General features: G+C 68.1%; 19 protein-coding genes and 1 pseudogene. 16 read left to right on the plus strand and 4 right to left on the minus strand.

The features are described 5' to 3' along the window. Positions 1 to 80: 80 nt before the first annotated feature. Entirely contained in the window at positions 81 to 1,298 is a 1,218-nt protein-coding gene (argJ, locus tag FURADRAFT_RS19500) for a bifunctional glutamate N-acetyltransferase/amino-acid acetyltransferase ArgJ (RefSeq protein WP_008955891.1), read from the minus strand. Positions 1,299 to 1,358: 60 nt separating this feature from the next. Then, a complete protein-coding gene (recQ, locus tag FURADRAFT_RS19505; RefSeq protein WP_040653346.1) occupies positions 1,359 to 3,161 on the minus strand; it encodes a DNA helicase RecQ in 1,803 nt (600 codons plus the stop codon). Positions 3,162 to 3,402: 241 nt separating this feature from the next. Between recQ and FURADRAFT_RS19510 the strand changes: the two genes are divergently transcribed. From FURADRAFT_RS19510 to FURADRAFT_RS19525, 4 genes are read left to right on the plus strand one after another with little or no spacing between them, the layout of a single operon-like run. Continuing rightward, positions 3,403 to 3,894 (plus strand): surface-adhesin E family protein, encoded by a 492-nt coding sequence (locus tag FURADRAFT_RS19510; protein ID WP_008955893.1) that lies wholly within the window; start codon positions 3,403 to 3,405, stop codon positions 3,892 to 3,894. A gap of 43 nt (positions 3,895 to 3,937) precedes the next feature. Next, a complete protein-coding gene (locus tag FURADRAFT_RS19515) occupies positions 3,938 to 4,717 on the plus strand; it encodes a ParA family protein (RefSeq protein ID WP_008955894.1) in 780 nt (259 codons plus the stop codon). 15 nt (positions 4,718 to 4,732) lie between these two features. Next, entirely contained in the window at positions 4,733 to 7,327 is a 2,595-nt protein-coding gene (locus FURADRAFT_RS19520; protein ID WP_008955895.1) for a sensor histidine kinase, read from the plus strand. Continuing rightward, positions 7,299 to 8,189, plus strand: a complete 891-nt coding sequence (locus tag FURADRAFT_RS19525; RefSeq protein ID WP_008955896.1) for a response regulator — start codon at positions 7,299 to 7,301, stop codon at positions 8,187 to 8,189. Before FURADRAFT_RS19520 ends, FURADRAFT_RS19525 begins: the two co-directional genes overlap by 29 nt. Here FURADRAFT_RS19525 and FURADRAFT_RS19530 read toward each other — a convergent pair. Then, on the minus strand, positions 8,167 to 10,455 hold the full coding sequence (locus tag FURADRAFT_RS19530; RefSeq protein ID WP_008955897.1) for a DNA internalization-related competence protein ComEC/Rec2: 2,289 nt from the start codon (positions 10,453 to 10,455) through the stop codon (positions 8,167 to 8,169). The two genes, FURADRAFT_RS19525 and FURADRAFT_RS19530, sit on opposite strands and share 23 nt — an antisense overlap. A 101-nt stretch (positions 10,456 to 10,556) precedes the next feature. Between FURADRAFT_RS19530 and FURADRAFT_RS19535 the strand changes: the two genes are divergently transcribed. Further along, complete coding sequence (locus tag FURADRAFT_RS19535; protein ID WP_008955898.1) at positions 10,557 to 11,345, plus strand: class I SAM-dependent methyltransferase; 789 nt, start codon at positions 10,557 to 10,559, stop codon at positions 11,343 to 11,345. A gap of 150 nt (positions 11,346 to 11,495) precedes the next feature. Then, a complete protein-coding gene (locus tag FURADRAFT_RS19540) occupies positions 11,496 to 11,891 on the plus strand; it encodes an acyl-CoA thioesterase (protein ID WP_008955899.1) in 396 nt (131 codons plus the stop codon). 56 nt (positions 11,892 to 11,947) lie between these two features. Here the strand turns inward: FURADRAFT_RS19540 and FURADRAFT_RS19545 are convergent, their stop codons facing one another. Beyond that, positions 11,948 to 13,363, minus strand: coding sequence for an MFS transporter (locus tag FURADRAFT_RS19545; protein WP_008955900.1), 1,416 nt, complete (start codon positions 13,361 to 13,363; stop codon positions 11,948 to 11,950). 83 nt (positions 13,364 to 13,446) lie between these two features. On the opposite strand from FURADRAFT_RS19545, the gene FURADRAFT_RS19550 reads away from it, so the two are divergent. From FURADRAFT_RS19550 to FURADRAFT_RS19595, 10 genes and pseudogenes are all read left to right on the plus strand, one after another. Then, positions 13,447 to 14,439: a LysR family transcriptional regulator gene (locus FURADRAFT_RS19550; protein WP_008955901.1), complete on the plus strand. Its 993-nt coding sequence runs from the start codon at positions 13,447 to 13,449 to the stop codon at positions 14,437 to 14,439. 64 nt (positions 14,440 to 14,503) lie between these two features. Further along, a complete protein-coding gene (locus FURADRAFT_RS19555; RefSeq protein ID WP_008955902.1) occupies positions 14,504 to 14,707 on the plus strand; it encodes a SlyX family protein in 204 nt (67 codons plus the stop codon). A gap of 389 nt (positions 14,708 to 15,096) precedes the next feature. Continuing rightward, a pseudogene (gene dapC / locus FURADRAFT_RS19560) lies at positions 15,097 to 16,286 on the plus strand (succinyldiaminopimelate transaminase). 52 nt (positions 16,287 to 16,338) lie between these two features. Further along, the gene (gene dapD, locus FURADRAFT_RS19565) at positions 16,339 to 17,160 is read left to right on the plus strand and encodes a 2,3,4,5-tetrahydropyridine-2,6-dicarboxylate N-succinyltransferase (protein WP_008955904.1); all 822 of its coding nucleotides are present in this window, start codon (positions 16,339 to 16,341) and stop codon (positions 17,158 to 17,160) included. Between the two features lie 214 nt (positions 17,161 to 17,374). Further along, positions 17,375 to 18,196 carry an ABC transporter ATP-binding protein gene (locus FURADRAFT_RS19570; RefSeq protein ID WP_008955905.1) on the plus strand — a complete coding sequence of 274 codons (822 nt, stop codon included), beginning with the start codon at positions 17,375 to 17,377 and terminating at the stop codon, positions 18,194 to 18,196. Continuing rightward, positions 18,189 to 18,974 (plus strand): lipid asymmetry maintenance ABC transporter permease subunit MlaE, encoded by a 786-nt coding sequence (gene mlaE, locus FURADRAFT_RS19575; protein ID WP_008955906.1) that lies wholly within the window; start codon positions 18,189 to 18,191, stop codon positions 18,972 to 18,974. The genes FURADRAFT_RS19570 and mlaE overlap by 8 nt, the downstream gene beginning before the upstream one ends. Before the next feature lie 13 nt (positions 18,975 to 18,987). Next, entirely contained in the window at positions 18,988 to 19,488 is a 501-nt protein-coding gene (mlaD, locus tag FURADRAFT_RS19580; protein WP_008955907.1) for an outer membrane lipid asymmetry maintenance protein MlaD, read from the plus strand. A gap of 52 nt (positions 19,489 to 19,540) precedes the next feature. Then, on the plus strand, positions 19,541 to 20,158 hold the full coding sequence (locus FURADRAFT_RS19585; protein WP_008955908.1) for an MlaC/ttg2D family ABC transporter substrate-binding protein: 618 nt from the start codon (positions 19,541 to 19,543) through the stop codon (positions 20,156 to 20,158). Continuing rightward, positions 20,158 to 20,460, plus strand: a complete 303-nt coding sequence (locus tag FURADRAFT_RS19590) for an STAS domain-containing protein (RefSeq protein ID WP_008955909.1) — start codon at positions 20,158 to 20,160, stop codon at positions 20,458 to 20,460. Before FURADRAFT_RS19585 ends, FURADRAFT_RS19590 begins: the two co-directional genes overlap by 1 nt. Beyond that, on the plus strand, positions 20,457 to 21,209 hold the full coding sequence (locus tag FURADRAFT_RS19595; protein ID WP_008955910.1) for an MlaA family lipoprotein: 753 nt from the start codon (positions 20,457 to 20,459) through the stop codon (positions 21,207 to 21,209). Before FURADRAFT_RS19590 ends, FURADRAFT_RS19595 begins: the two co-directional genes overlap by 4 nt. Positions 21,210 to 21,320 lie beyond the last annotated feature (111 nt).

A 21,320-nucleotide genomic window follows, 5' to 3' on the forward strand; every position in this document is an offset into this window, starting at 1 on the left:
TGCCGGCGTTTTTGCCGGCTTTTTCAGGGTGAATGCCCTTTCTGGCGGGTAGGCCGGGCTTCGGCCAACCTGGACCACGTTCAGCTGCGGTAGTCGGCGTTGATGCGCACGTAGTCGTAGGAGAAGTCGCAGGTCCAGACGGTGGCGCTGGCCTGGCCGCGGTTGAGCTCGACACGCACGCCGATCTCGGACTGCTGCATCACGCGCTGGCCGTCTTCTTCCTTGTACTCCGGATTGCGCCCGCCGTTGCAGGCCACCAGCACGTCGTCGAGGTAGAGCGCCATGCGGTCGACGTCGAGGTCGTTGACGCCGGCGTAGCCGACCGCGCACAGCAGACGGCCCAGGTTGGGGTCGGAGGCGAAGAAGGCGGTCTTGACCAGCGGCGACTTGGCGATGGCGTAGGCGACGGCCTTGCATTCGGCGACGGAACGGCCGCCTTCGACCTTGATGGTGATGAACTTGGTGGCGCCCTCGCCGTCGCGCACGATGGCCTGGGCCAGTTCGGTGGCGACGTCGAGCAGGGCGGCCTTGAGCTGGGCGTAGGCCGGCTGGTTGGGCGAGTCGATCAGCGGCGCGCCGCTTTGGCCGGTGGAGATCAGCATGAAGCTGTCGTTGGTGGAGGTGTCGCCGTCGATCGAGATGCAGTTGAAGGTGAGGTCGGCGACTTCCTTGACCAGCTGGTTGACCATCGGCCGGGTGATGGCGGCGTCGGTGGCGATGAAGCCGAGCATGGTGGCCATGTTGGGGTGGATCATGCCGGCGCCCTTGGAAATGCCGGTGATCGACACCTTGTGGCCGTCGATGTCCAGCGCGCGGCTGGTGGCCTTGGGGGCGGTGTCGGTGGTCATGATCGCTTCGGCGGCCTCGGCCCAGTTGGCGCTGCGGCGCTTGGGCAGCGCGGCGATGATCTTGTCGGCCGGCAGCGGCTCGAGGATGACGCCGGTGGAGAACGGCAGGATCTGCTCCACGGCGCAGTCGAGTTCGGTGGCCAGTGCCTGGCAGACGGCGAGCGCGCGCTGGCGGCCGTCTTCGCCGGTGCCGGCGTTGGCGTTGCCGGTGTTGATCACCAGCGCGCGGATTTGCACGCCGGCGTCGAGGTGGGCCTTGCTGATCTGCACCGGAGCGGCGCAGAAACGGTTCTGCGTGAACACGCCGGCGACGGTGTTGCCCTTGTCGAGGCGGATCACCAGCACGTCCTTGCGGTCGGCCTTCTTGATGCCGGCTTCGGCCACGCCGAGTTCGACGCCGGCGATGGCGGCGAGCTGTTCGGGCTTAACGGGGTTCAGGTTGACGGGCATGTTGGGTTCTCCGGAATTGTAAAGCCAATGGCCAGGATGCAGGCTTCAAGTGTACTGGAATCAGTCGTCGCTCTGCGACGCCTCGTTGAGGATGGCGAGCAGGGCGTCGCCGTAACGCGCCAGCTTGAGTTCCCCCAGGCCGTAGACGCGGCCGATCTCGACGCGGCTGGCGGGGCGCTTCTCCACCAGTTCGCGCAGCGTCTTGTCGGAGAACACGGCGTAGGCCGGCACGTTGTGCTCGTCGGCCATGCTTTTGCGCCAGCGCCGCAGCATCTGCCACAGCCGCTCCTCGCGCTCGGTGCGCAGCCAGCGGTCGGTGTTGGCGCTGCGGCTCTTCTTGTCGTCGGCGAGCGGGCGCAGGTAGACCTTCTGCTCGCCCTTGAGGATGGCGCGGCAGCCGTCGCCAAACACCAGCGACTGGCCGCGCGCGATGTCGACCTGCAGCAGCTTCTTGGCCACCAGCTGACGGATGATCGAGCGCCAGCCACGCTGGTTGAGCTCGCGCCCGATGCCGAAGGTGGAGAGCTGGTCGTGGCCGAAGGCGGTGACGCTCTGGTTGGCGCGCCCGAGCAGCACGTCGATGACGTGGCTGGCGGCAAAGCGCTGCTCGACGCGGTAGATGCACGACAGCAGTTTCTGAACCGGCAGCGTGGCGTCGAAGGTGACCGGCGGATTGAGGCAGTTGTCGCAGTGGCCGCAGGGGGCGCTCTGTTCGCTGAAGTGGGCCAGGATGTGCTGACGGCGGCAGGCGGCGGTTTCGCAGAAGGCGAGCATGGCGTCGAGCTTGGACAGTTCGACCTGCTTTTGCAGCACCGCCATCTCCGAGCCTTCGATCATCTGCGTCAGCTGCACCATGTCGTTGAGTCCGTAGCACAGCCAGCTGGCGGCGGGCAGGCCGTCGCGGCCGGCGCGGCCGGATTCCTGGTAGAAGTTTTCCGGGCTCTTGGGCAGGTCGATGTGGGCGACGAAGCGCACGTCGGGCTTGTCGATGCCCATGCCGAAGGCCACCGTGGCGACCATCACCACGCCGTCCTCGCGCAGGAATTCGCGCTGGTGGCGGTCGCGCACCTCGTGTCCGAGCCCGGCGTGGTACGGCAGGGCGCGGATGCCGTTTTCGACCAACCATTGAGCGGTGTCTTCGACGCGCTTCCTGGACAGGCAATAGACGATGCCGGAGGCGCCGGGATAGTCCTGCTGGATAAACGCCAGCAGCTGCTTCTTGGCGTTGTGCTTTTCCACCACCTGGTAGAACAGGTTGGGGCGGTCGAAGCTCGACAGGAACACGCGGGCTTCGGCCAACCTCAGGTAGTGCAGAATGTCGGCGCGGGTCTGCTCGTCGGCGGTGGCGGTCAGCGCGATGCGCGGCACCGCCGGAAAGCGCTCGGCCAGGATGCCGAGCTGCTGGTATTCGGGGCGGAAGTCGTGCCCCCAGTGGCTGACGCAGTGCGCCTCGTCGATGGCGAACAGCGCGATGCGGAGATCGTTCAGGAGCTCCAGGAAACGCGGCGTCAGCAGCCGCTCGGGCGCGACGTAGAGCAGGTCGAGCGTGCCGGCACGCGCCTGGCGCACGATGTCGCGCGCCTCGTCGGGCGCGGTGGCGGAGTTGAGGCAGGCCGCGGCCACCCCCAGCTCGGACAGCGTCGCCACCTGATCCTGCATCAGCGCGATCAGCGGCGACACCACGATGGCGACGCCCTCGCGCAGCAGCGCCGGGATCTGGTAACACAGCGACTTGCCGCCACCGGTGGGCATCAGCACCAGCGCGTTGCCGCCGCCGCCGACGTGGGCGACGATCTCGGCCTGCTCGCCGCGGAAGGCGGGGTAGCCGAAAACGGTCTGGAGTAGGGCGTGGGCGTCCGGCATGAGGGGCAAGAATCGGAAGAAGGCGCCATTGTACGGCATGCTCCGGGCCGCGTCGCGCGCCGGACGGGCAAAAAAGAAGGCCACCGGGGACGTGGCCTTTAAGGGGCAATATCACAATGCAGAGGAAATGCTAATGCCGGGGATGAGACGCAGCCCCGGCGGCGAAGTTCCCGCCGGCGTCGCCGGTTGGCCGAAGCGCACACGCTGTGCGACACTGCCGGGGTATATCCGGAGGTTCCCCATGTTTTACCGTGTGTCCCTGCTGACCGTGACGGCCGCCCTGCTGACCGCCTGCGCCAGCACCCCGTCCGCGCCCCCCCGCAAGCCGGCCCAACTGCGCCCGCAGCCGACGCCGAGCGCGCCGCAGCAAGCCAATGCCGACTGGCACAACCTCGGCGTCTCGCCCAACGGCAATATCCTGAACGAGATCGACAAGCTGTCGCTGCGCCGCCAGGGTTCCGTGGTAACCTTCCGCGACAAGAAGACCATCTTCAACATGAAGAAGGAAAACTTCCTGTCGACACCGCGCCACAAGTATTCGATCAATACCTGGCAGATCGACTGTACGAGCCGGACCTTCCGTCTGACCAGTGTCACCCTGTTCGACGAAAACAGCCGTCTCGTCGCCAGCTACCTCTATAATGACAGCCAGATAAAACCGATGCCGGTGGTGCAGAATTCGGCCAGCTACCAGCAAATGCTGTTTGTTTGCGGTGGCGCTCAGCCCCTCTGAGCGGCCGACGGCGCACCCGCCCGGCTCCGAACAAGGATTAGCCATGGGCGCCATACGCCGTGTCGTCTTCAACCAGAAAGGCGGGGTGGGCAAATCCACCATCGCCGTCAACCTCGCCGCCGTGGCGGCCCGCGCCGGTCGCCGCGTGCTGGTGATCGACCTCGATCCGCAAGGCAACGCCAGCCACTACCTGCTGGGCGGCACGGCGGCCGACGGCGCGCCGACGCTGGCCGACTTCTTCCAGCAGATGCTCAACATCAGCCTGTTCGGCAAAACGCCGCAGGAGTTCGTGGTGCCGACACCGTTTCCCGGCCTGTCGCTGATGCCCTCGCACCCGGAACTGTCCGAGCTGATGGGCAAGCTGGAATCGCGCTACAAGATGTTCAAGCTGAAGGAGGCACTCGACCAGCTCGCCGCCGACTATGACGAGATCTGGATCGATACCCCGCCCGCCTTGAACTTCTACACCCGCTCGGCGCTGATCGCCGCCGACCGCTGCCTGATCCCGTTCGACTGCGATGCCTTCTCGCGCCAGGCGCTGTACAACCTGATGGGCAACACCGACGAAATCCGCGCCGATCACAACCCCGAGCTGCACATCGAGGGCATCGTGGTGAACCAGTTCCAGCCGCGCGCCAGCCTGCCGGTGCGGCTGGTCGCCGAGTTGAAACAGGAAGGCCTGCCGGTGCTGGATGCGCCGCTGTCGGCCTCGGTGAAGATTCGCGAATCGCATCAGGCGGCCCAGCCGATGGTGTTCTTCGACGCCCGCCACAAGGTGTCGCAGGAATTCGAACGGCTCTACCAGCATCTGAATTCACGCTGACCCAGGGCAACGGACATGCGCCGGATCACCCCGCCCCGCCTTGTCCTCCTTACCGGCCTGCTGCTGATGCTGCTGCTCTGCGGCGAAGCCTGGCTGCTGGCCGACAGCCGCCGTCAACAGCAGCTCGAGCACGATCAGGCCAGCGGCCGGGTCTGGCTGCAGGCCGTGGCTTGGCAGCTGCAGGCCAGGCTCGACCACGCCCGCCTGCTGGCGCTGCAGACCAACCATGACATCTCCCCGGCCGGGCTCGACGAGTGGCTGGGGACGCTGCGCCAGCAAGACGCCGGCTATACCGAGGTGGCGCTGGTGGAGCGCATCACCGCGGCACAGCGTCCGGCGCTGGAGGCGCGGCTCGGTCAGCCCATCCGCGACCGCGCCGGCGGCCAGCAGCCCCCCGCCCCGCCCCGCCCGTTCTACTACGTACGGCTGTTGCTGGCCGGCACGCCGGGCAGCCAGCAACGCATCGGCGTCGACCTGGGGGCCCGCGCCGACTGGATGCCGACCTTCGAGAGCGCGCTCAACACCCAGCGCCCGCGGCTGCACGTGACGGCGGCCCAGCCGGCATCGCCGCCGCGGCTGGACATCGTCAGCCCGCTGCCACAGCAGACGCGCGTGCTGCTGCTGCGACTCAACCCGTCGGCGCTGCTGAACTCACCGCTGACGGATGGAACGGCCCCCGTCAGCCAGCTGCGGCTGGTGGCCTGGCAGGAACAGCAGCCCGGCACACCCTTTCTCGACAGCCACCCCGGCCATCCCCTGCCCACCTCCGCCCCGCTGCAGGCACGCACCCTCACCCTGGGCGGCATAACGCTGCAGTATGCGGTGTTCGCCCAGAGGGACCCGGCGCTGGCGCTGCAGGACCACGATCTGCTGGTCCTGATGCTGTCGGCGGCCGGGGCGCTGTGCCTGCTGATTTACCTCTACCGCCTCGGCCACAGCAACCTGCAGTTCCGCCACGCCCTGCTGGTGAAGCATGACCAACTGATGGAAAGCAACCGTTCGCTGCACCGCCAGTTGGACGAGCACCGCCGCGCCGAGCAGGCGCTGGCCGACAGCGAGGCGCGCCAGCGCGCCATTCTGGAAGCCAGTTCCGACGCCATCCTGCTGCTGGAAAGCGACGGCACGGTGCGCGCCGCCAACGCCGCGGCGGCGCGGCTGATCGGGCGGCACGACGAGTGCCTGCCTCATCGGCCGCTGGCGAGCCTGTTCCCCGACTGGGTCGACCCGGAGCGCCACCGGCCGTTCGGCCAGATCGCGGCCGAACACGCCGGCGCGCCGTTCGAGGCGCAGCTGCGCTGCGAGGATGGCAGCCGCCTGCCGGTGGAGCTGACGCTGAGCCAGGTCGACCAGCCCGACGACACCTGCTTTCTGCTGGTCTGCCGCAACATCCGGCAGCGCAAGGAGCAGGAGGCGGCCCTGCTGGCGCTGAAGAACACCCTGGAGGGCCAGGTGGAACAGCAGCGCCAGCAGCTCGCCGCGCTGCTGGACGCCAGCCCGCTCGCCATGGCCTACGTCGCCGACCACCGTTTCAAGCAGGTCAACCGCGCCTTCCTGGAGCTGTTCCGGCTGCCCGCCGGCGACGTCGTGGAGCAGCCGACCACGCAGATCTTCGAGTCTATTGAGCAATGGCAGCGGCTGGTGCGACTGCTGTACGGCGTGCTGTCGCAGGGGCAGGTATGCCAGCAGGACCTCCGCCTGCGCGACGGCGACGGCGGCGCCCTGTGGTGCCAGCTCTACGGCAAGGCGCTCGATCCGGCCCTGCCGGGGCTGGGGTCGGTATGGATCTTCCAGGACATCTCGGCGCAACGCGCCACCGAGGCCGCTTTGCGCGAGGCCAAGACCCTGGCCGAGGACACCAGCCGCGCCAAGACCGAATTCCTGGCCAATATGTCACACGAACTGCGCACCCCGCTGCACGCCATCCTGGGCTTTGCCGAAATGGGGGAGCGGCGCAGCGCCAGCGACAACACCCCCAAGCAGCAGCACTATTTCGAGCGCATCCACCGCAGCGGCAAGCGTCTGCTGACACTGCTGAACGACCTGCTGGACCTGGCCAAGATGGAAGTGAAGCGCATGGAATTCCAGATGATGCCGCAGGACCTGCTGCGCTGTGTGTACGAGGCACGGGATGAAATGCTGCCGATGGCAGCAAAAAATGGCGTCGACATTATACTGAAAGCGGACAGCCTGACGCTGCCGGCGGTATTCGACCCGCTGCGCATCGGCCAGGTGATGCGCAACCTGCTTGCCAATGCCATCAAGGTCAGCCCGCCAGGCGGCGTCATCACGGTGCATGTCGCCCCCCGCGCCGACGCCGACGGCATCGACCGGGTCGAGGTGGCGGTGACCGACCAGGGGCCGGGCATTGCCGACGACGAACGGGAGCCGATCTTCGACAAATTCGTGCAGGGCAGCGCCACCAAGACCGGCGCCGGCGGCAGCGGGCTCGGCCTGTCCATTTGCCGCGAAATCGTGCTCGCCCACGACGGCGAGATCAGCGCCGGGAACGCCGACGGCGGCGGCGCCATTTTCCGCTTCATCCTGCCACGCTGGCCCAGGCCCGCCCCACTCGGAACGGAGCATGATGGAACACACGCTACTCTTGGTTGACGACGAGCCGTTCAGTCTCGAACTGATGAGCGAACTGCTGGAAAGCGACGGCTACAAGACGGTGCAGGCCGACAGCGGCGAGGAGGCCTGGGCCCGCCTCGAGGCCGAGCACGAACGCTTCTGCGCCGTGCTGCTGGACAAGATGATGCCCGGCCTGAACGGCATGGAACTGCTGGCCCGCATCAAGGAAAGCCCGGACATGGAGAGCCTGCCGGTGATCATCCAGTCCGCCTTCGGTTCGCCCGGCAGCATCCAGCAGGGCATGAGCGCCGGCGCTTTCTTCTTCCTCAACAAGCCGTTCTCGCGCGACATGCTGCTGGCGGTGGTCAAGGCGGCGGTCGACCACTGGGACCGCCAGCTCTATTTCCGCGAAATGGGCCTGCATCAGGAAGGCACCATGATGATGCTGCAGGAGGCCGAATTCACCCTGCGCACACTGCAGGAGGCGCACGCCGTGACGGCGTTGCTGGCGCGCGCCTGCCCGGTGCCGGAACGGGTCGCCAGCGGCCTCTACGAGCTGATCGCCAACGCCGTCGAACACGGCAATCTGGGGTTCGGTTTCCAGGACAAGCAGCGCCTGCTGGCCGAGGAGAGCTGGGACAGCGCGCTGCAGGCCCGGCTGTCCGACCCGGCCTACGCCCAGCGTCAGGTCAGCGTGCGCTTTCGCCGCAGCGCCGAGGACATCACCTTCACCGTTTCCGACCAGGGCCGGGGCTTCGACTGGCAATCCATCCTCAACGCCGGCCCGGCGGCGCTGCTGCGCCCGCACGGCCGCGGCATCCTGCTGGCCAAATTGAGTTCGTTCGACCACCTCGAATACTGCGGGGACGGCAACCAGGTCATCGCCCGGCTGCGGCTGTGACCTCGTCGTCCCCGGCCTCCGCACGCACCCTCCAGTAACGCGGCGCCTGGCGCCGGAACGCGCCGATGGCGAGCGCCTCCCCCAGGTCGATCTGCAGTGCCCCGAGCTGGTCGGTGCGCAGCACCTCCGCCCCCTGCGCCCGGTAGCGCGCCAGCGTCTGCGGGTGCGGATGGCGGTAGCGGTTGCGATAGCCCGCGCTGAACACGCCCCAGTGCGGCTCCACCGCCTGCAGCAGCGCCTCCCCCGAGGCCCCGCGGCTGCCGTGATGCGGGGCCAGTAACACCTCGCTGGCCAGCGCCCGGCCATAGCGCGCCGCCAACGCCTCTTCCTCGCGCCGCCCAATGTCGCCGGTCAGCAGCACCGCCCGGGTCAGGGTCGCCACGCGCAGCACGCAACTGTGGACGTTGTCCTCCCCCGCCAGCCCGGCCGGAGGCCACAGCACGTCGAAGCGAATCCCGTCCCAGGCCCAGCTCTGCCCCGGCGTGCAGGGCACGGCATCGTCGCGCTGCCCCGCCAGCGATGCGGGCTGACCGGCCCAGACCCGCGTCACCGGCACGGCGGCCAACAGGCCAGCCGCGGCAGCGTCGTGATCGCTGTCGTGGTGCGACAGCATCAGGGCGTCGAGCCGCCGCACGCCGAGGCCGGCCAGCTGCGGCAGCAGCACGCGCTCGGCCTGCCCCGGCCCGGTGTCGTACAGCAGGTCGTGGCGCGCGGTCTGCAGCAGCACCGACAAGCCCTGACCGACGTCGAACACCTGCACCCGCAGCGTCCCCTGCGCCGGCCGCGGCGGGCTGTAGAGCAGCGCCGGGGCCAGCAGCAGCGCGCCGAATCCCCGCAACGGCACGCCGCGTGGCGCGATCAGCCACAGCGACCCCACCGCGCCGAGCGCCAGCAGCGGCCACGGCAGCCCGGGGAGAGACCACGACGGCAGCAGCGCGAGCCGGTCCACCCCGTAGAAGAAGCCTTCGGCCAAGCTGGCGGTCAGGTGCAACAAGGCGTCGAACGGCAGCGCCACCGCCAGCAGCGCGAGCGGGGTGAGCAAGGCCGAGATGTAGGGAATGGCCACGGCGTTAGCGAGCGGCGACACCAGCGGCAGGCTGCCGAAAAACAGCGCCAGCGGCAGCAGCGACATCACCAGCGCGGCCCATTGCCCGGCCAGCGCCGCCCGCAGTTTGCCGGGCGGGCGGCGGCGCGCCAGCGTCGCGGCCATCAACGCCGCCACCAGGCCGAACGACAGCCACAGCCCGGGCGCCAGCACCGCGAAGGGATCGATCAGCAGCACCACGGCCAGCGCCAGCCACCACACCTGGAACGGCGTGTAGGCGCGGCGCGAGACCAGCAGGCAGGCCGCGCCGGCAAGCATGAACAGGGTGCGCTGGGTCGGCACCGAGAAACCGGCCAAGAGCGCGTAGGCCAGCGCCGCCAGCACGGTGACGGCGGCGATCACCAGCCGCGGCGGCACACGCAAGGTTGGCCGAAGACGCAACCAGCCGGCCGCCAGCGCTGCGGCCAGTCCGGCGACCATGGTGATGTGCAGGCCGGAGATCGAGACCAGGTGGGTCAGGCCGGTGCGCGCAAAGCGCTGCCACTCCTCACGCGCGATGGCCTGCTGCGCGCCGACGGTGAGCGCGCCGATCAGCGCCGCCTCGCGCGTGTCGCCCAGCACCCGCTGGATGCGGGCCTGCACGGCGGCGCGCAGGCGGTCGATGCGCGCCAGTGCATCCTGAGCGTCCTCCAGCCGCTGGGCGCCCTTGCCGATCGAGCCGCTGGCCAGCAGCCCTTCCGACCACATCCACGCCTCGCCGTCGAAACCGAACGGGTTGGCCGTGCCGTGGCGCGCCTTGAAACGTGCCGTGAGCCGCCAGCGGCTGCCAGCCGGCCAGTCGCCACCGCGGAAATCGCTCAGCTGCACCCGGGACGGCAGGCGCGCGCCCGGCGTCAGCACCTGCTCCACCTCGGCGTTCAGCCGCACGCCGTAGTCGCCCGGGTCGGGCAGGCCGCGCACCACGGCGACGAATTCCACCGGCCGCCCTTCCCACGACGGCGCCAGCGCTTCGGCCAACCTGAGTTCGGCACGCCAGCCGGCATAGCCGAGCCCGGCCAGGGCGCATACCAGCCACAGCGCGGCCTGGCGACGACGGCTGTCGAGGCGCCAGGCCAGCACGGCGGCCCCCGCCAGCGCCGGCCATAGCCAGCGAGCGTCGGGCAGTTCAGGGAGGAAGGCGCACAGCGTGATGCCGGCGCAGAAGGCTGCGATCGGGAGCATTGCGCCATTTTATGTTTTTGGCATGGAAACGCTAAGGCCACGCGGTTGCCGCTGATCGCGCCTTGCCGTATCTTCGCCGCGTCGTTCCCCGGAAACCGTCCATGAACCCCACCCCGCTGTACTGCGCCGAGCCGGCGCGCCGCGACACCGCCCATCGTCTTGCCGAGCGCTTCGCGCTGCCGCTGGTCACCCGACGCCCCGAATCCGGCTACTGGCTGGAGCTGGGGCCGGAACGGCTGGAGCTGCTCACCAGCGGCAAACACGGCGCGGTATACGCCGAGTTCGTCGAGGGCGCGGCCAAGCACCGCCGCGAGCAGGGTGGCGGGCGCGGCCAGCCGGTGGCCAAGGCGATCGGGCTGAAGGGCGCTAAGGAATTGCCGCGCGTGGTCGACGCCACCGCCGGCCTCGGCGGCGACAGCTTCGTGCTGGCCAGCCTGGGCTGCGAAGTGACGCTGCTGGAACGCTCGCCGGTGGCGGCGGCCTTGCTGTTCGACGCGCTGGAGCGCGCCAGCGTCGACCTCGACACCATGGACATCGCGCGGCGCATGACGCTGGTGCACGCCGACGCCATCCAGTGGCTGGCGGCACAGGCCGAACGGCCCGAGGCGGAACGGCCGCAGGTGGTGTTCGTCGATCCGATGTTCCCCGACACCGACAAGAAAAGCGCCGCCGCCAAGAAAGGCATGCAGGCGTTTCAGCAGGTGATCGGCGACGACCTCGACAGTGCCGCGCTGCTGCAGGCCGCCATCGCCGCCGCCACGGTGCGGGTGGTGGTGAAGCGGCCGCAGCGCGGCCCGGTGATCGAGGGCGTGAAGCCGTCGGCGGTGCTGGAGGGCAAGTCCACCCGCTTCGACCTCTACGTGATCAAGGCGCTGCGGCCGCAGGGTTAGGCTGCCGCCACCGCACCGCGTGGCACTCCCCCGGGCGGCACCCACATGCGTTACACTCCCCGCCCCATGGCCCACGCCGACCAGCCTGCCTGCCAACGCGCCGGCAGCCGTGTGCCGGCCACCTGTCAAACCCCGATCTGGAGCTAGCCGATGTCTGTTTTTGCCGTTGAATTCAAGGTGCGCGATTACGAATGCGATATGCAGGGCATCGTGAACAACGGGGTGTACTTCAACTACCTGGAGCATGCCCGCCACGAGTTTCTGCTGGAAAAAGGCATCGATTTTGCCGAACTGGCGCGCCAGAACATCAACCTGGTGGTGGTGCGCTCGGAACTGGACTACAAGGCGTCGCTGACCAGCGGCGACCAGTTCACGGTGACGGTGGCGTTCGAGCCGGTGTCCAAGGTGCGCTTCGGCTTCCGCCAGCAGGTGATCCGCCAGGCGGACCAGAAGGTGGTGCTGGAAGGGCTGATCATCGGCACCGCCATCAACGAGCGCGGCCGTCCGGCGATCCCCGAGCAGTTTGCCGCCCAGCTGGGGGCGTAAGCCGGCTCGGTTATACAGCAGGCACACGGCCGCGCGCACCGGCGCGCCGGCCGGACCTACACGAAGCGGCGCTGCAGTTGCAGCAGCAGCCCCACCATCAGCGCCACCAGCAGTAGCCCCCGGAAGAAATCCTGCCCGGCCAGCAACATCAGCTGGCCGGATGCCAGCTCCGGCGCGCGCACGGCGTGCAGCGCGCTGCGCTGCTGCAGCAACACGGTGCCCAGCAGCAGGCCGACGGCGTTGGCCACCTCGCGCATCGCGTTCTTGACCTGGTAGGCGTGGCTGAACACCCGCTCTTCCACCTGGCTGAAGGTGCTGGCCGCCGCGGTGCCGAGCAGGAACGGCATGAACACTCCGTTGAGCAGGAACACCGCCAGCCACAGCGGCCACCCCGTCGTCGCCGGCTGCTGCCGTGCCATCAGCCAGGCGAAGGCCGCCAGCAGCACGGTGCCGACGAGCAGGAACCGGCGCAGATGGGGCCAGCGCAGCATCAGCTTCAGGTGCAGCACGGCGAACGGCATCGCGGCCAGCCCGGTCAGCCCCAGCAGCCAGCCGCATTGCGCCAGGCTCAGCCCGAGCCCCTGCGCCAGGAACAGCGGCAGCACGTAGCTGCACGACGACACCACCAGGTAGCCGAAGCCGTACACCGCCATGCCCCACAGGTAACGCTCGCTGGTGAAATGACGGTAGGGCACCAGCGGCGTGGAGCGCTGCCACTCGTGCCGCCAATGCAGCACCAGCAGCGCCAGGGCCAGCAGCCCACCGCCCCACAACAGCGGACCGCTCGTCCACCGCTCGAAACGGGCGCGCTCCAGCACGAACTGCAGCAGGAACACCCCGCCCGCCAGCAGCAGCATGCCCCACGGATGCGCCTGGTCCAGCCGCTCGTTCTCCACCGGCTCGTGCTCCGGCACGGCATGGCGCACCACCCCGTCCACCAGCCACACCAGCGGCAGCATCGCCCAGAACAGCGCATGCCAGTCGAAGGCGGCCAGCAGCGCCCCGGCCAGGATCGGCGCCAGGCCGGAGCCCAGCATGATGCCGAAGGGCAGGAACAGCAGCGCCGGCAGGCGCGCCGGCCCCTGGTAATGCAGGATCTGCACCCGCGACGCGGTGAAGAACGCCGCCCCGCCCAGCGCCTGCACCATGCGCGCGGCGATGAAAGTGCCGGCGTTGGGCGCCAGCGCGCACAGCACGGCGCCGGCGCCGAACACCCACAGCGACAGCCGCAGCAGGGTGCGGTAGCCCAGCCGCTGCACCCACCAGCGGTGGCTCAGGATCATCAGCACCGCCACCGCCGCGTAGCAGGCGGCGGCCAGGCTGAACTGCGGCGGCGAGGCCTGCACGCCGTGGCGGATGGCGGCCGAGCCGAACGCCACCATCACGCTCTGCAGGTATTCCAGCAGCACGATCACGGCGATGGCGACGTGGTGCAACGAGTAACGCGGGGCGATGAGGGCGGCAGACGGCATGACGGCACCAGCAACGGCGAGGCAAAACCCCATTATCGGCAGCGGCCGTACTATCATGGAAATCGATTAACGGCATACAAATCATGAACCAAATCGATTTTAGCCACGACGCGCTGCGCCGCCTCGACCTCAACCTGCTGGTGGCGTTCGACGCGCTGATGCAGGAGCGCCACGTCAGCCGCGCCGCCGCCCGCCTCTTTCTCGGACAGCCGGCGATGAGCCACGCGCTGGCACGGCTGCGCCAGTTGCTGGACGACCCGCTGTTCGTGCGCAGCGGCAGCCGGATGGAGCCCACCCCACGCGCGTGCGAACTGGCGCCGCAGGTCCGCGCCTGGCTGGAACAGGCGCAGCAGTTCCTGTTCCGCGCCGACGCGTTCGACCCGGCCGCGGCGCACGCCACCTTCCGCCTGGCGGCGCCGGACGGCATGGAGGCGCTGCTCTACCCGGCGCTGATCGCCACGCTGCGCCGCGATGCGCCCGGCGTGCGGCTGCGCTCGCAACTGCTGGAGACCGACCAGCAGCTGGCCGCGCTCGACCACGACGAGGTGGATCTTCTGATCACCGCCGCGCCGCTGGCGCTGCGCGACTGGCACAGCCGGCTGCGGCTGTTCAAATCCGACTTCATCAGCGTGCACTCGCGACGCCAGCTGCCGCTGCCGGAGCCCGCCACGCTCGCCGACCTGGCCTCCTGCGACCACGTCGTCAGCAGCTACCGCGGCACCGCCGCCGGGGTGGTCGACCACCTGTTCGCGGCGCACGGCCTGGAACGCCGCGTGCAGGTGCTGTCGGCCAGCCTGCTGGCGATCGGCCACATCGTCGCCCAGGCGCCGCTGATGTCGATCCAGCCGGCGATCTACCGCGGCCTGTTCAGCACCACCCCGGAGCTGGCCTGCGCGCCGTTACCGGGCGAGGCGCGCATTACCGTCGGCCTGGTCTGGCACCGCCGCAACGACCGCCACCCGCTGCACCGCTACCTGCGCGACACCGTGATCGCCGCGATGCGGCACCAGTTCGCCACCACCGAGGGCGTGACGCGGCACGCCGACGGCGCGTGGGAAACGGCCAGTCGGGAATGAGCGGAGCGCGGCACGAATGCGGTAAAATCGCGCTCCCTACCCCGTCGCCACCCAAGGACACCGCATGGACGACTCCCGCCTCACCGACCTCGAAGTCAAAGTGGCCTTCCAGGACGACCTGCTCGACGCGCTCAACCTCGCCGTGACGCGCCAGCAGCAACAGATCGATCTGCTGCAGGAACAGATCCGCGTGCTGTATCAGCAGCTGCGCAGCAACCAGCCCGGCAACGACGCGCCGGGCGGGCACGAGATCCCGCCGCACTACTGAAGCGGGGTTGGCCGAAGCCCGAAAAAAAGCCGGACCCCATGATGGGGCCCGGCTTTTATCATGATGCCGGCGCCGGCAACGCCATGGACTGCACCAGGCAGACCGACAGCCGGTGCCCTACCCCTTGCCGTGCCCCGGACCCGGATGGTCGCCGGGAACGCGGCGCGCCGCGTGGCCGGAGCAGCGGGTCAGCACGTAGCCGGCCTTGTCCGTCACGGTTTCTTCCGTTGCCGGGAAACGATGGCTTCGATGTTCTTGCGCGCGATCAGCCGGACCTCCTGCGGAGCGGGAGCGTAGCAGGCCGCCTCCCCGGCAGCGGCGTTTGTTTTGCACCAACCGCACCGATCTCCATTAAAATGGCCGCTTTGTCGTCGCGCCGGGAGCCCAAAGTGAATCCGAATCTTGCCCTTCTGCAGCCCTACCCCTTCCAGCGGCTGCGGTCGCTGCTGGCAGGGTGACGCCGCCGGCCGGGCTGCCCCACGTCAACCTGTCGATCGGCGAACCCAAGCACCCGACCCCGGACGTGGTGAAGCAGGCCCTGGTCGATGCGCTCGACGGCTTGGCGAGCTACCCCGCCACGCTGGGTTCCGACGCCCTGCGCGCGGCCTGCGCCGCCTGGGCCGAGCGCCGCTACGGCCTCACGCTCGACCCGCTGCGCGAAGTGCTGCCGGTAAACGGCAGCCGCGAGGCGCTGTTCGCCTTCGTGCAGACCGTGATCGACGCCTCCGGCGCACAGAAGCCGGTGGTGATCTCGCCCAACCCGTTCTACCAGATCTACGAAGGCGCGGCGCTGTTGGCCGGCGCCGAGCCGTACTACGTCAACTGCCTCGCCGAAAACCGCTTCCAGCCCGACTGGGCTGCGGTGCCCGAGGCGGTATGGCAGCGCACCCAGCTGGTCTTCGTGTGCAGCCCGGGCAACCCCACCGGCGCGGTGATGAACCTGGAAGACTGGCGCCGGCTGTTCGAGCTGTCCGACCGTTACGGCTTCGTCATCGCCTCGGACGAATGCTACTCCGAGATCCACTTCGGCCAGCCGCCGCTGGGCGGGCTGCAGGCCGCCCAGCAACTCGGCCGCGATTTTAGCCGCCTGGTGATGTTCACCAGCCTGTCCAAGCGCTCCAACGCGCCCGGCCTGCGCTCCGGCTTCGTCGCCGGCGACGCCGCGCTGCTGGAAAGCTTCCTGCTCTACCGCACCTACCACGGCGGCGCCATGAGCCCGACCATCCAGGCCGCCAGCGTCGCCGCCTGGAACGACGAAGAGCACGTCGAGGCCAACCGCGCGGCGTATGGCGCCAAATTCGCGGCGGTTCACGCCAAGTTGGCCGAAGCCTTCGCTGTCAGCCTGCCGGATGCCAGCTTCTACCTGTGGGCACGCGTGCCCGGCGGCGACGACCAGGCCTTCGCCCGCGTCCTGTTCGCCGAAGAACACGTCACCGTGCTGCCCGGCTCCTTGCTCGCTCGCGACGCCCACGGCGTCAATCCCGGCGCCGGCTACATCCGCATCGCCCTGGTGGCGCCGCTGGCCGACTGCGTCGAGGCCGCCGAGCGCCTGGTCCGCTTTGCCCGACGCCACGCCTGAACCGGAAACCACTACAATGACCACCATCCATCTTGCACAAGGACTGAACCACATGCACCCGATCCAGACCCTGATCGAAGACGCGTTCGAAAAGCGCGCCGAGATCACCCCCGCCACCGTTTCCGCCGAACTGAAGGCCGCCATCGGCCAGGTCATCGACGAACTGGACGCCGGCCGCCTGCGCGTCGCCGACAAGATCGACGGCGACTGGGTCGTCAACCAGTGGGTGAAGAAGGCCGTGCTGCTGTCGTTCCGCATCCGCGACAACGCCGTGCTGGACGACGGCGTGTCGCGCTACTTCGACAAGGTCGACACCAAGTTCGCCGACTGGAACCAGGAGCGCTTCCAGCAGGCCGGCTTCCGCGTGGTGCCGGGCGCCGTGGCGCGCAAGGGCTCGTTCATCGCCAAGAACACCGTGCTGATGCCGTCCTACGTCAACATCGGCGCCTACGTCGATGAAGGCACCATGGTCGACACCTGGGCCACCGTCGGCTCCTGCGCCCAGATCGGCAAGAACGTGCACCTGTCCGGCGGCGTCGGCATCGGCGGCGTACTCGAGCCGCTGCAAGCCAACCCGACCATCATCGAAGACAACTGCTTCATCGGCGCCCGTTCCGAAGTGGTCGAAGGCGTCATCGTCGGCGAAGGCTCGGTGATCTCGATGGGCGTCTACATCGGCCAGTCCACCAAGATCTACGACCGCGAAACCGGCGAAGTCAGCTACGGCCGCATTCCGCCGGGCTCGGTGGTGGTGTCCGGCAACCTGCCCTCCAAGGACGGCAGCCACAGCCTGTACTGCGCCGTGATCGTGAAGAAGGTCGACGCCCAGACCCGCAGCAAGACCAGCATCAACGACCTGCTGCGCGGCGTCTGAGCCGGACCGCACCCGACAGACAGCCCGGTTCCGCCGGGCTGTTTTGTTTGCCGGGCGAGCCCGAAACCCCCGAAACCGTTGTGTGCACCGCAACAGAACAGACTGTTCCATCGGTCGGATTTGGCGCGCCCAGCACAACAGGATAAAATCCGTCAATCGCCCGATAAGGGCTCATACGCTCTTGCTTCCTGATAAAGACGCAACCGGAACCTCCGTGTCCCAAGACGATTCATTCATCGAATTCAGGCAGGTCAGCTTCGGCTACACCGACCGACCGGTCCTGAAAGACATCAATCTGCGCATTCCGCGCGGCAAACTGGTCGCCATCATGGGCGGCAGCGGCAGCGGCAAAACCACGCTGCTGCGCCTGATCTCCGGCCAATACCGCGCCCAGCGAGGCGAAGTGCTGGTCGACGGCCAGAACGTGGCCACCATGAACGCGCGCGAGCTGCACGCCCACCGCCGCCGCATGGGCATGCTGTTCCAGTTCGGCGCCCTGTTCACCGACTTGTCGGTGCACGACAACGTGGCGTTTCCGCTGCGCGAACATACCCGGCTGCCGGAATCGATGATCGCCGACCTGGTGACGATGAAGCTCAACGCCGTCGGCCTGCGCGGCACCCAGGCACTGATGCCGGCCGAGCTGTCCGGCGGCATGGCGCGCCGCGTGGCGCTCGCCCGCGCCATCGCGCTCGACCCCGAAATCATGCTCTACGACGAACCGTTCACCGGGCTCGACCCGATCTCGCTCGGCGTCATCGCGCTGCTGATCAAGAAACTCAACGACGCGCTCGGCACCAGCGCGGTGATGGTCACCCACGACGTGCACAAGTCGCTGGAGATCGTCGACCACGTCTACTTCGTCGCCAACGGCAGCATCGTCGCCGAAGGCACGCCGGAGGAGGTCCGCGCCTCCGACTCGCCGTGGGTACACCAGTTCGTGCACGGCGAGGCCGATGGCCCGGTGCATTTCGCCTACCCGGCCCAGCGCAGCCTGGCCGACGACCTGGGCCTGAGCGGAGTCCGCCATGTTTGAAACCCTCACCGCCCCGTTGCGCCACCTCGGCCACGTCACCATCAACGCCATCTGGCGACTCGGTTTCGCCAGCCGCTTCCTGCTGGCCATCCTGCTGCAATCCGGGCAGAGCTTCCGCCGCCTCAACCTGACCATCCGCGAAGTGTACTTCGCCGGCGTGCTGTCGCTGATCATCATCGTGGTCTCCGGCCTGTTCGTCGGCATGGTGCTGGGCCTGCAGGGCTACAACACGCTGTCGCGCTTCGGCTCGGCCGATGCGCTGGGCGCGCTGGTGGCGCTGTCGCTGCTGCGCGAACTGGGCCCGGTGCTGGCGGCGCTGCTGTTCGCCAGCCGCTCGGGCAGCGCGATGACGGCCGAAATCGGCCTGATGAAGGCCACCGAACAGCTCGACGCCATGAGCGTGATGGCGGTCAACCCGATCGCCCGCGTGGTGGCGCCGCGCTTCTGGGCCGGCGTGATCTCGATGCCGGTGCTGGCCGCGCTGTTCAACGTCACCGGCATCTTCGGCGGCTATTTCGTCGGCGTGCAGCTGATCGGACTCGACGAAGGCACCTTCTGGTCGCAGATGCAAAACTCGGTGGACCTGCACAACGATGTCATCAACGGCCTGATCAAGAGCCTGTTCTTCGGCATCGCCGTCACCCTGATTGCCGTTTTCGAAGGCTACGACGCCACGCCGACCGCGGCCGGCGTCTCCTCGGCCACCACGCGCACCGTGGTCACCTCCGCCCTGGTGATCCTGGCGCTGGACTTCGTGCTGACCGCCTTCATGTTCTAGGAAAAGAAACCGAATGAAACGCACGACGATTGATTTATGGGTCGGCATTTTTGTCGCCATCGGCATTGCCGCCGTCACCTTCCTCTCGCTCAAGGTGGCCAACCTGACCCCGCAGAGCGCCGAAGCCAGCTACCCGCTGTACGCCGAGTTCGACAACATCGGCGGCCTCAAGGTCAAGGCGCCGGTGAAGTCTTCCGGCGTCGTAGTCGGCCGCGTCGCCAGCATCGAGCTCGACACCCAGCGCTACCTGGCCAAGGTGACGCTGTCGCTGGACAAACGCTACCAGTTCAGCCGCGATACCAGCGCCGAAATCCTCACCTCCGGCCTGCTCGGCGAGCAGTACATCGGCTTGGTGCAGGGCGGCGACCCGGACAACCTGAAGCCCGGCGAACGCATCGACCTGACCTCGTCGGCGCTGGTGCTGGAGCAGCTGATCGGCAAATTCATGCTGAACTTTGCCGAAAAAGGCGCTGCCAAAGAAGGAAGCCCCGCCGGTAGCAGTGGCGCGCAGTAAGGCCGCCCCTCCCTCCGGCTTACCCATGACCTGTCATAAAGCGTGAACAATCATGAAAAAACTGCTCGTTAGCCTGGCCATGCTGCTGGGCCTGTCCGTTCCGGCGCTGGCCGCCGACTCCCCGGTCGACATGGTGCGCGGCACCTCGCGCGAAGTGCTCGACCTGATCAAGCAGGACGACGGCAAGAACACAGCCAAGATCCGCGACCAGGTGGAAAAACTGGTGCTGCCGAAGTTCGACTTCCAGCGCATGACGGCGCTCGCGGTCGGCCGCGGCTGGCGCGACGCCAACCCGCAGCAGCAGAGCGAATTGACGCAACAATTCCAGAGCCTGCTGTCGCGCACCTATTCGTCCACTATGACGCGCTTCAAGAATGCCCAGGTCGACGTCAAGCCGAACGCCGTGTTCGCCAACGACGGCCGCGAAGCCACGGTGAAGTCGGAAGTGACGCTGCCCAGCAACGGCGAGAAAAAGCCGGTGGCGATCGACTACACGCTGTACAAGACGGCGCAGGGCTGGAAGGTCTATAACGTCAGCGTCGAGGGCGCCAGTCTGGTCACGGTGTACCGCAACCAGTTCAACGAAGAGATCCGCAAGAACGGCATCGACGGCCTGATCAAGGTACTGCGCAACAAGAACGACAATATGACTAAAGGTGCGGGGGCGTAATGAACGATACGGCCGCTTCCGGCCGGCTGCAGCTGTCCGGCCAGATCGACATGGACTCCGCTGCAGCCCAGTTGGCCCAGCTCAAGCGCCAGCTGAACGACAGCGTGGCACAGGAGATCGACCTGTCCGGCGTCACCGCCTCCGACTCGGCGGCGCTGGCACTGCTGCTGGAGCTGTTGCGGCACGGTCGGCAAGTCGGTCGCGTTTTGCGCATCGGCACCCTGCCCCCCACGCTGGCGAGCCTGGCCCGCCTCTACGGACTCGACGAACTGCTGCAAGGCCCTTCCGGGAATCTGTCATGAAAACCGCTCACCTGCTGCTACTGAGCATCGCGTTGGCCGGTTGTGCCAATCCCCACGAACCGCTCGACCCGCTCGAGCCGATGAATCGCGCCATCTACCACTTCAACGACACCGCCGACCGCGCCGTGGTGAAACCGGTCGCCGAGGGCTACCGCACCGTCACGCCGCGGCCGCTGCGCATCGCGGTCGGCAACTTCTTCGACAACATCCGCGATGCCTACAGCGCCGTCAACAACGCTCTGCGCGCCGATGCACAGAAGACCACCAACGACGTGATGCGGGTAGCGCTCAACTCCACCTTCGGCCTGTTCGGCTTGATCGACATCGCCACCCCGGCCGGCCTCGCCAACAACAAGACCACGCTCGGCGATACCTTTGCCAGCTGGGGCTGGAAGAACAGCAGCTACCTGGTGCTGCCGCTCCTGGGACCCTCCACCGTGCGCGACGGCCTGGGCACCGCCGCCACGTACACCGCCAGCCCCGAACCGGGCGTGGTGTTCCAGACCCACACCCAACTGGCCGCCGGCGCCGTACTCGATGGCGTGAACACGCGCGCGCGCCTGCTCGGCCTCGAGAAAACCGTGGACGAAGCGGCCCTCGACCCCTACTCCTACATACGTGATGCCTACCTGCAGCTACGCGCCAAGCAGGTCGGTGCCGATCTGCCGAAGGCACCGTCCGATGACGAAAATATCGACATCGACCAGTTGATGGCGCCGACACCGGCCGAGGCCTCGGCCCCGCTGTAAAACCGGACGCACCGGGCTTCGGCCAACCTGCAGACGGCGGCGGCGCTGACGCATCGCGCCGCCACCGCCTTCGATACCCGTCAGCCATGCCGTACAGCTAAAGCGCGGCGT

The organism is Pseudogulbenkiania ferrooxidans 2002, assembly GCF_000174355.1.
Taxonomy (GTDB): domain Bacteria; phylum Pseudomonadota; class Gammaproteobacteria; order Burkholderiales; family Chromobacteriaceae; genus Pseudogulbenkiania; species Pseudogulbenkiania ferrooxidans.

Coding starts and splice junctions, on each gene's coding strand:
- FURADRAFT_RS19550 (WP_008955901.1), top strand. CDS start 13,447: ATGAACCAAATCGATTTTAGCCACGACGCGCTGCGCCGCCTCGACCTC.
- FURADRAFT_RS19535 (WP_008955898.1), top strand. CDS start 10,557: ATGAACCCCACCCCGCTGTACTGCGCCGAGCCGGCGCGCCGCGACACC.
- recQ (WP_040653346.1), bottom strand. CDS start 3,161: ATGCCGGACGCCCACGCCCTACTCCAGACCGTTTTCGGCTACCCCGCC.
- FURADRAFT_RS19585 (WP_008955908.1), top strand. CDS start 19,541: ATGAAAAAACTGCTCGTTAGCCTGGCCATGCTGCTGGGCCTGTCCGTT.
- FURADRAFT_RS19555 (WP_008955902.1), top strand. CDS start 14,504: ATGGACGACTCCCGCCTCACCGACCTCGAAGTCAAAGTGGCCTTCCAG.
- FURADRAFT_RS19545 (WP_008955900.1), bottom strand. CDS start 13,363: ATGCCGTCTGCCGCCCTCATCGCCCCGCGTTACTCGTTGCACCACGTC.
- FURADRAFT_RS19595 (WP_008955910.1), top strand. CDS start 20,457: ATGAAAACCGCTCACCTGCTGCTACTGAGCATCGCGTTGGCCGGTTGT.
- FURADRAFT_RS19530 (WP_008955897.1), bottom strand. CDS start 10,455: ATGCTCCCGATCGCAGCCTTCTGCGCCGGCATCACGCTGTGCGCCTTC.
- FURADRAFT_RS19590 (WP_008955909.1), top strand. CDS start 20,158: ATGAACGATACGGCCGCTTCCGGCCGGCTGCAGCTGTCCGGCCAGATC.
- mlaE (WP_008955906.1), top strand. CDS start 18,189: ATGTTTGAAACCCTCACCGCCCCGTTGCGCCACCTCGGCCACGTCACC.
- FURADRAFT_RS19525 (WP_008955896.1), top strand. CDS start 7,299: ATGATGGAACACACGCTACTCTTGGTTGACGACGAGCCGTTCAGTCTC.
- FURADRAFT_RS19515 (WP_008955894.1), top strand. CDS start 3,938: ATGGGCGCCATACGCCGTGTCGTCTTCAACCAGAAAGGCGGGGTGGGC.
- dapD (WP_008955904.1), top strand. CDS start 16,339: ATGCACCCGATCCAGACCCTGATCGAAGACGCGTTCGAAAAGCGCGCC.
- FURADRAFT_RS19540 (WP_008955899.1), top strand. CDS start 11,496: ATGTCTGTTTTTGCCGTTGAATTCAAGGTGCGCGATTACGAATGCGAT.
- mlaD (WP_008955907.1), top strand. CDS start 18,988: ATGAAACGCACGACGATTGATTTATGGGTCGGCATTTTTGTCGCCATC.
- argJ (WP_008955891.1), bottom strand. CDS start 1,298: ATGCCCGTCAACCTGAACCCCGTTAAGCCCGAACAGCTCGCCGCCATC.
- FURADRAFT_RS19520 (WP_008955895.1), top strand. CDS start 4,733: ATGCGCCGGATCACCCCGCCCCGCCTTGTCCTCCTTACCGGCCTGCTG.
- FURADRAFT_RS19510 (WP_008955893.1), top strand. CDS start 3,403: ATGTTTTACCGTGTGTCCCTGCTGACCGTGACGGCCGCCCTGCTGACC.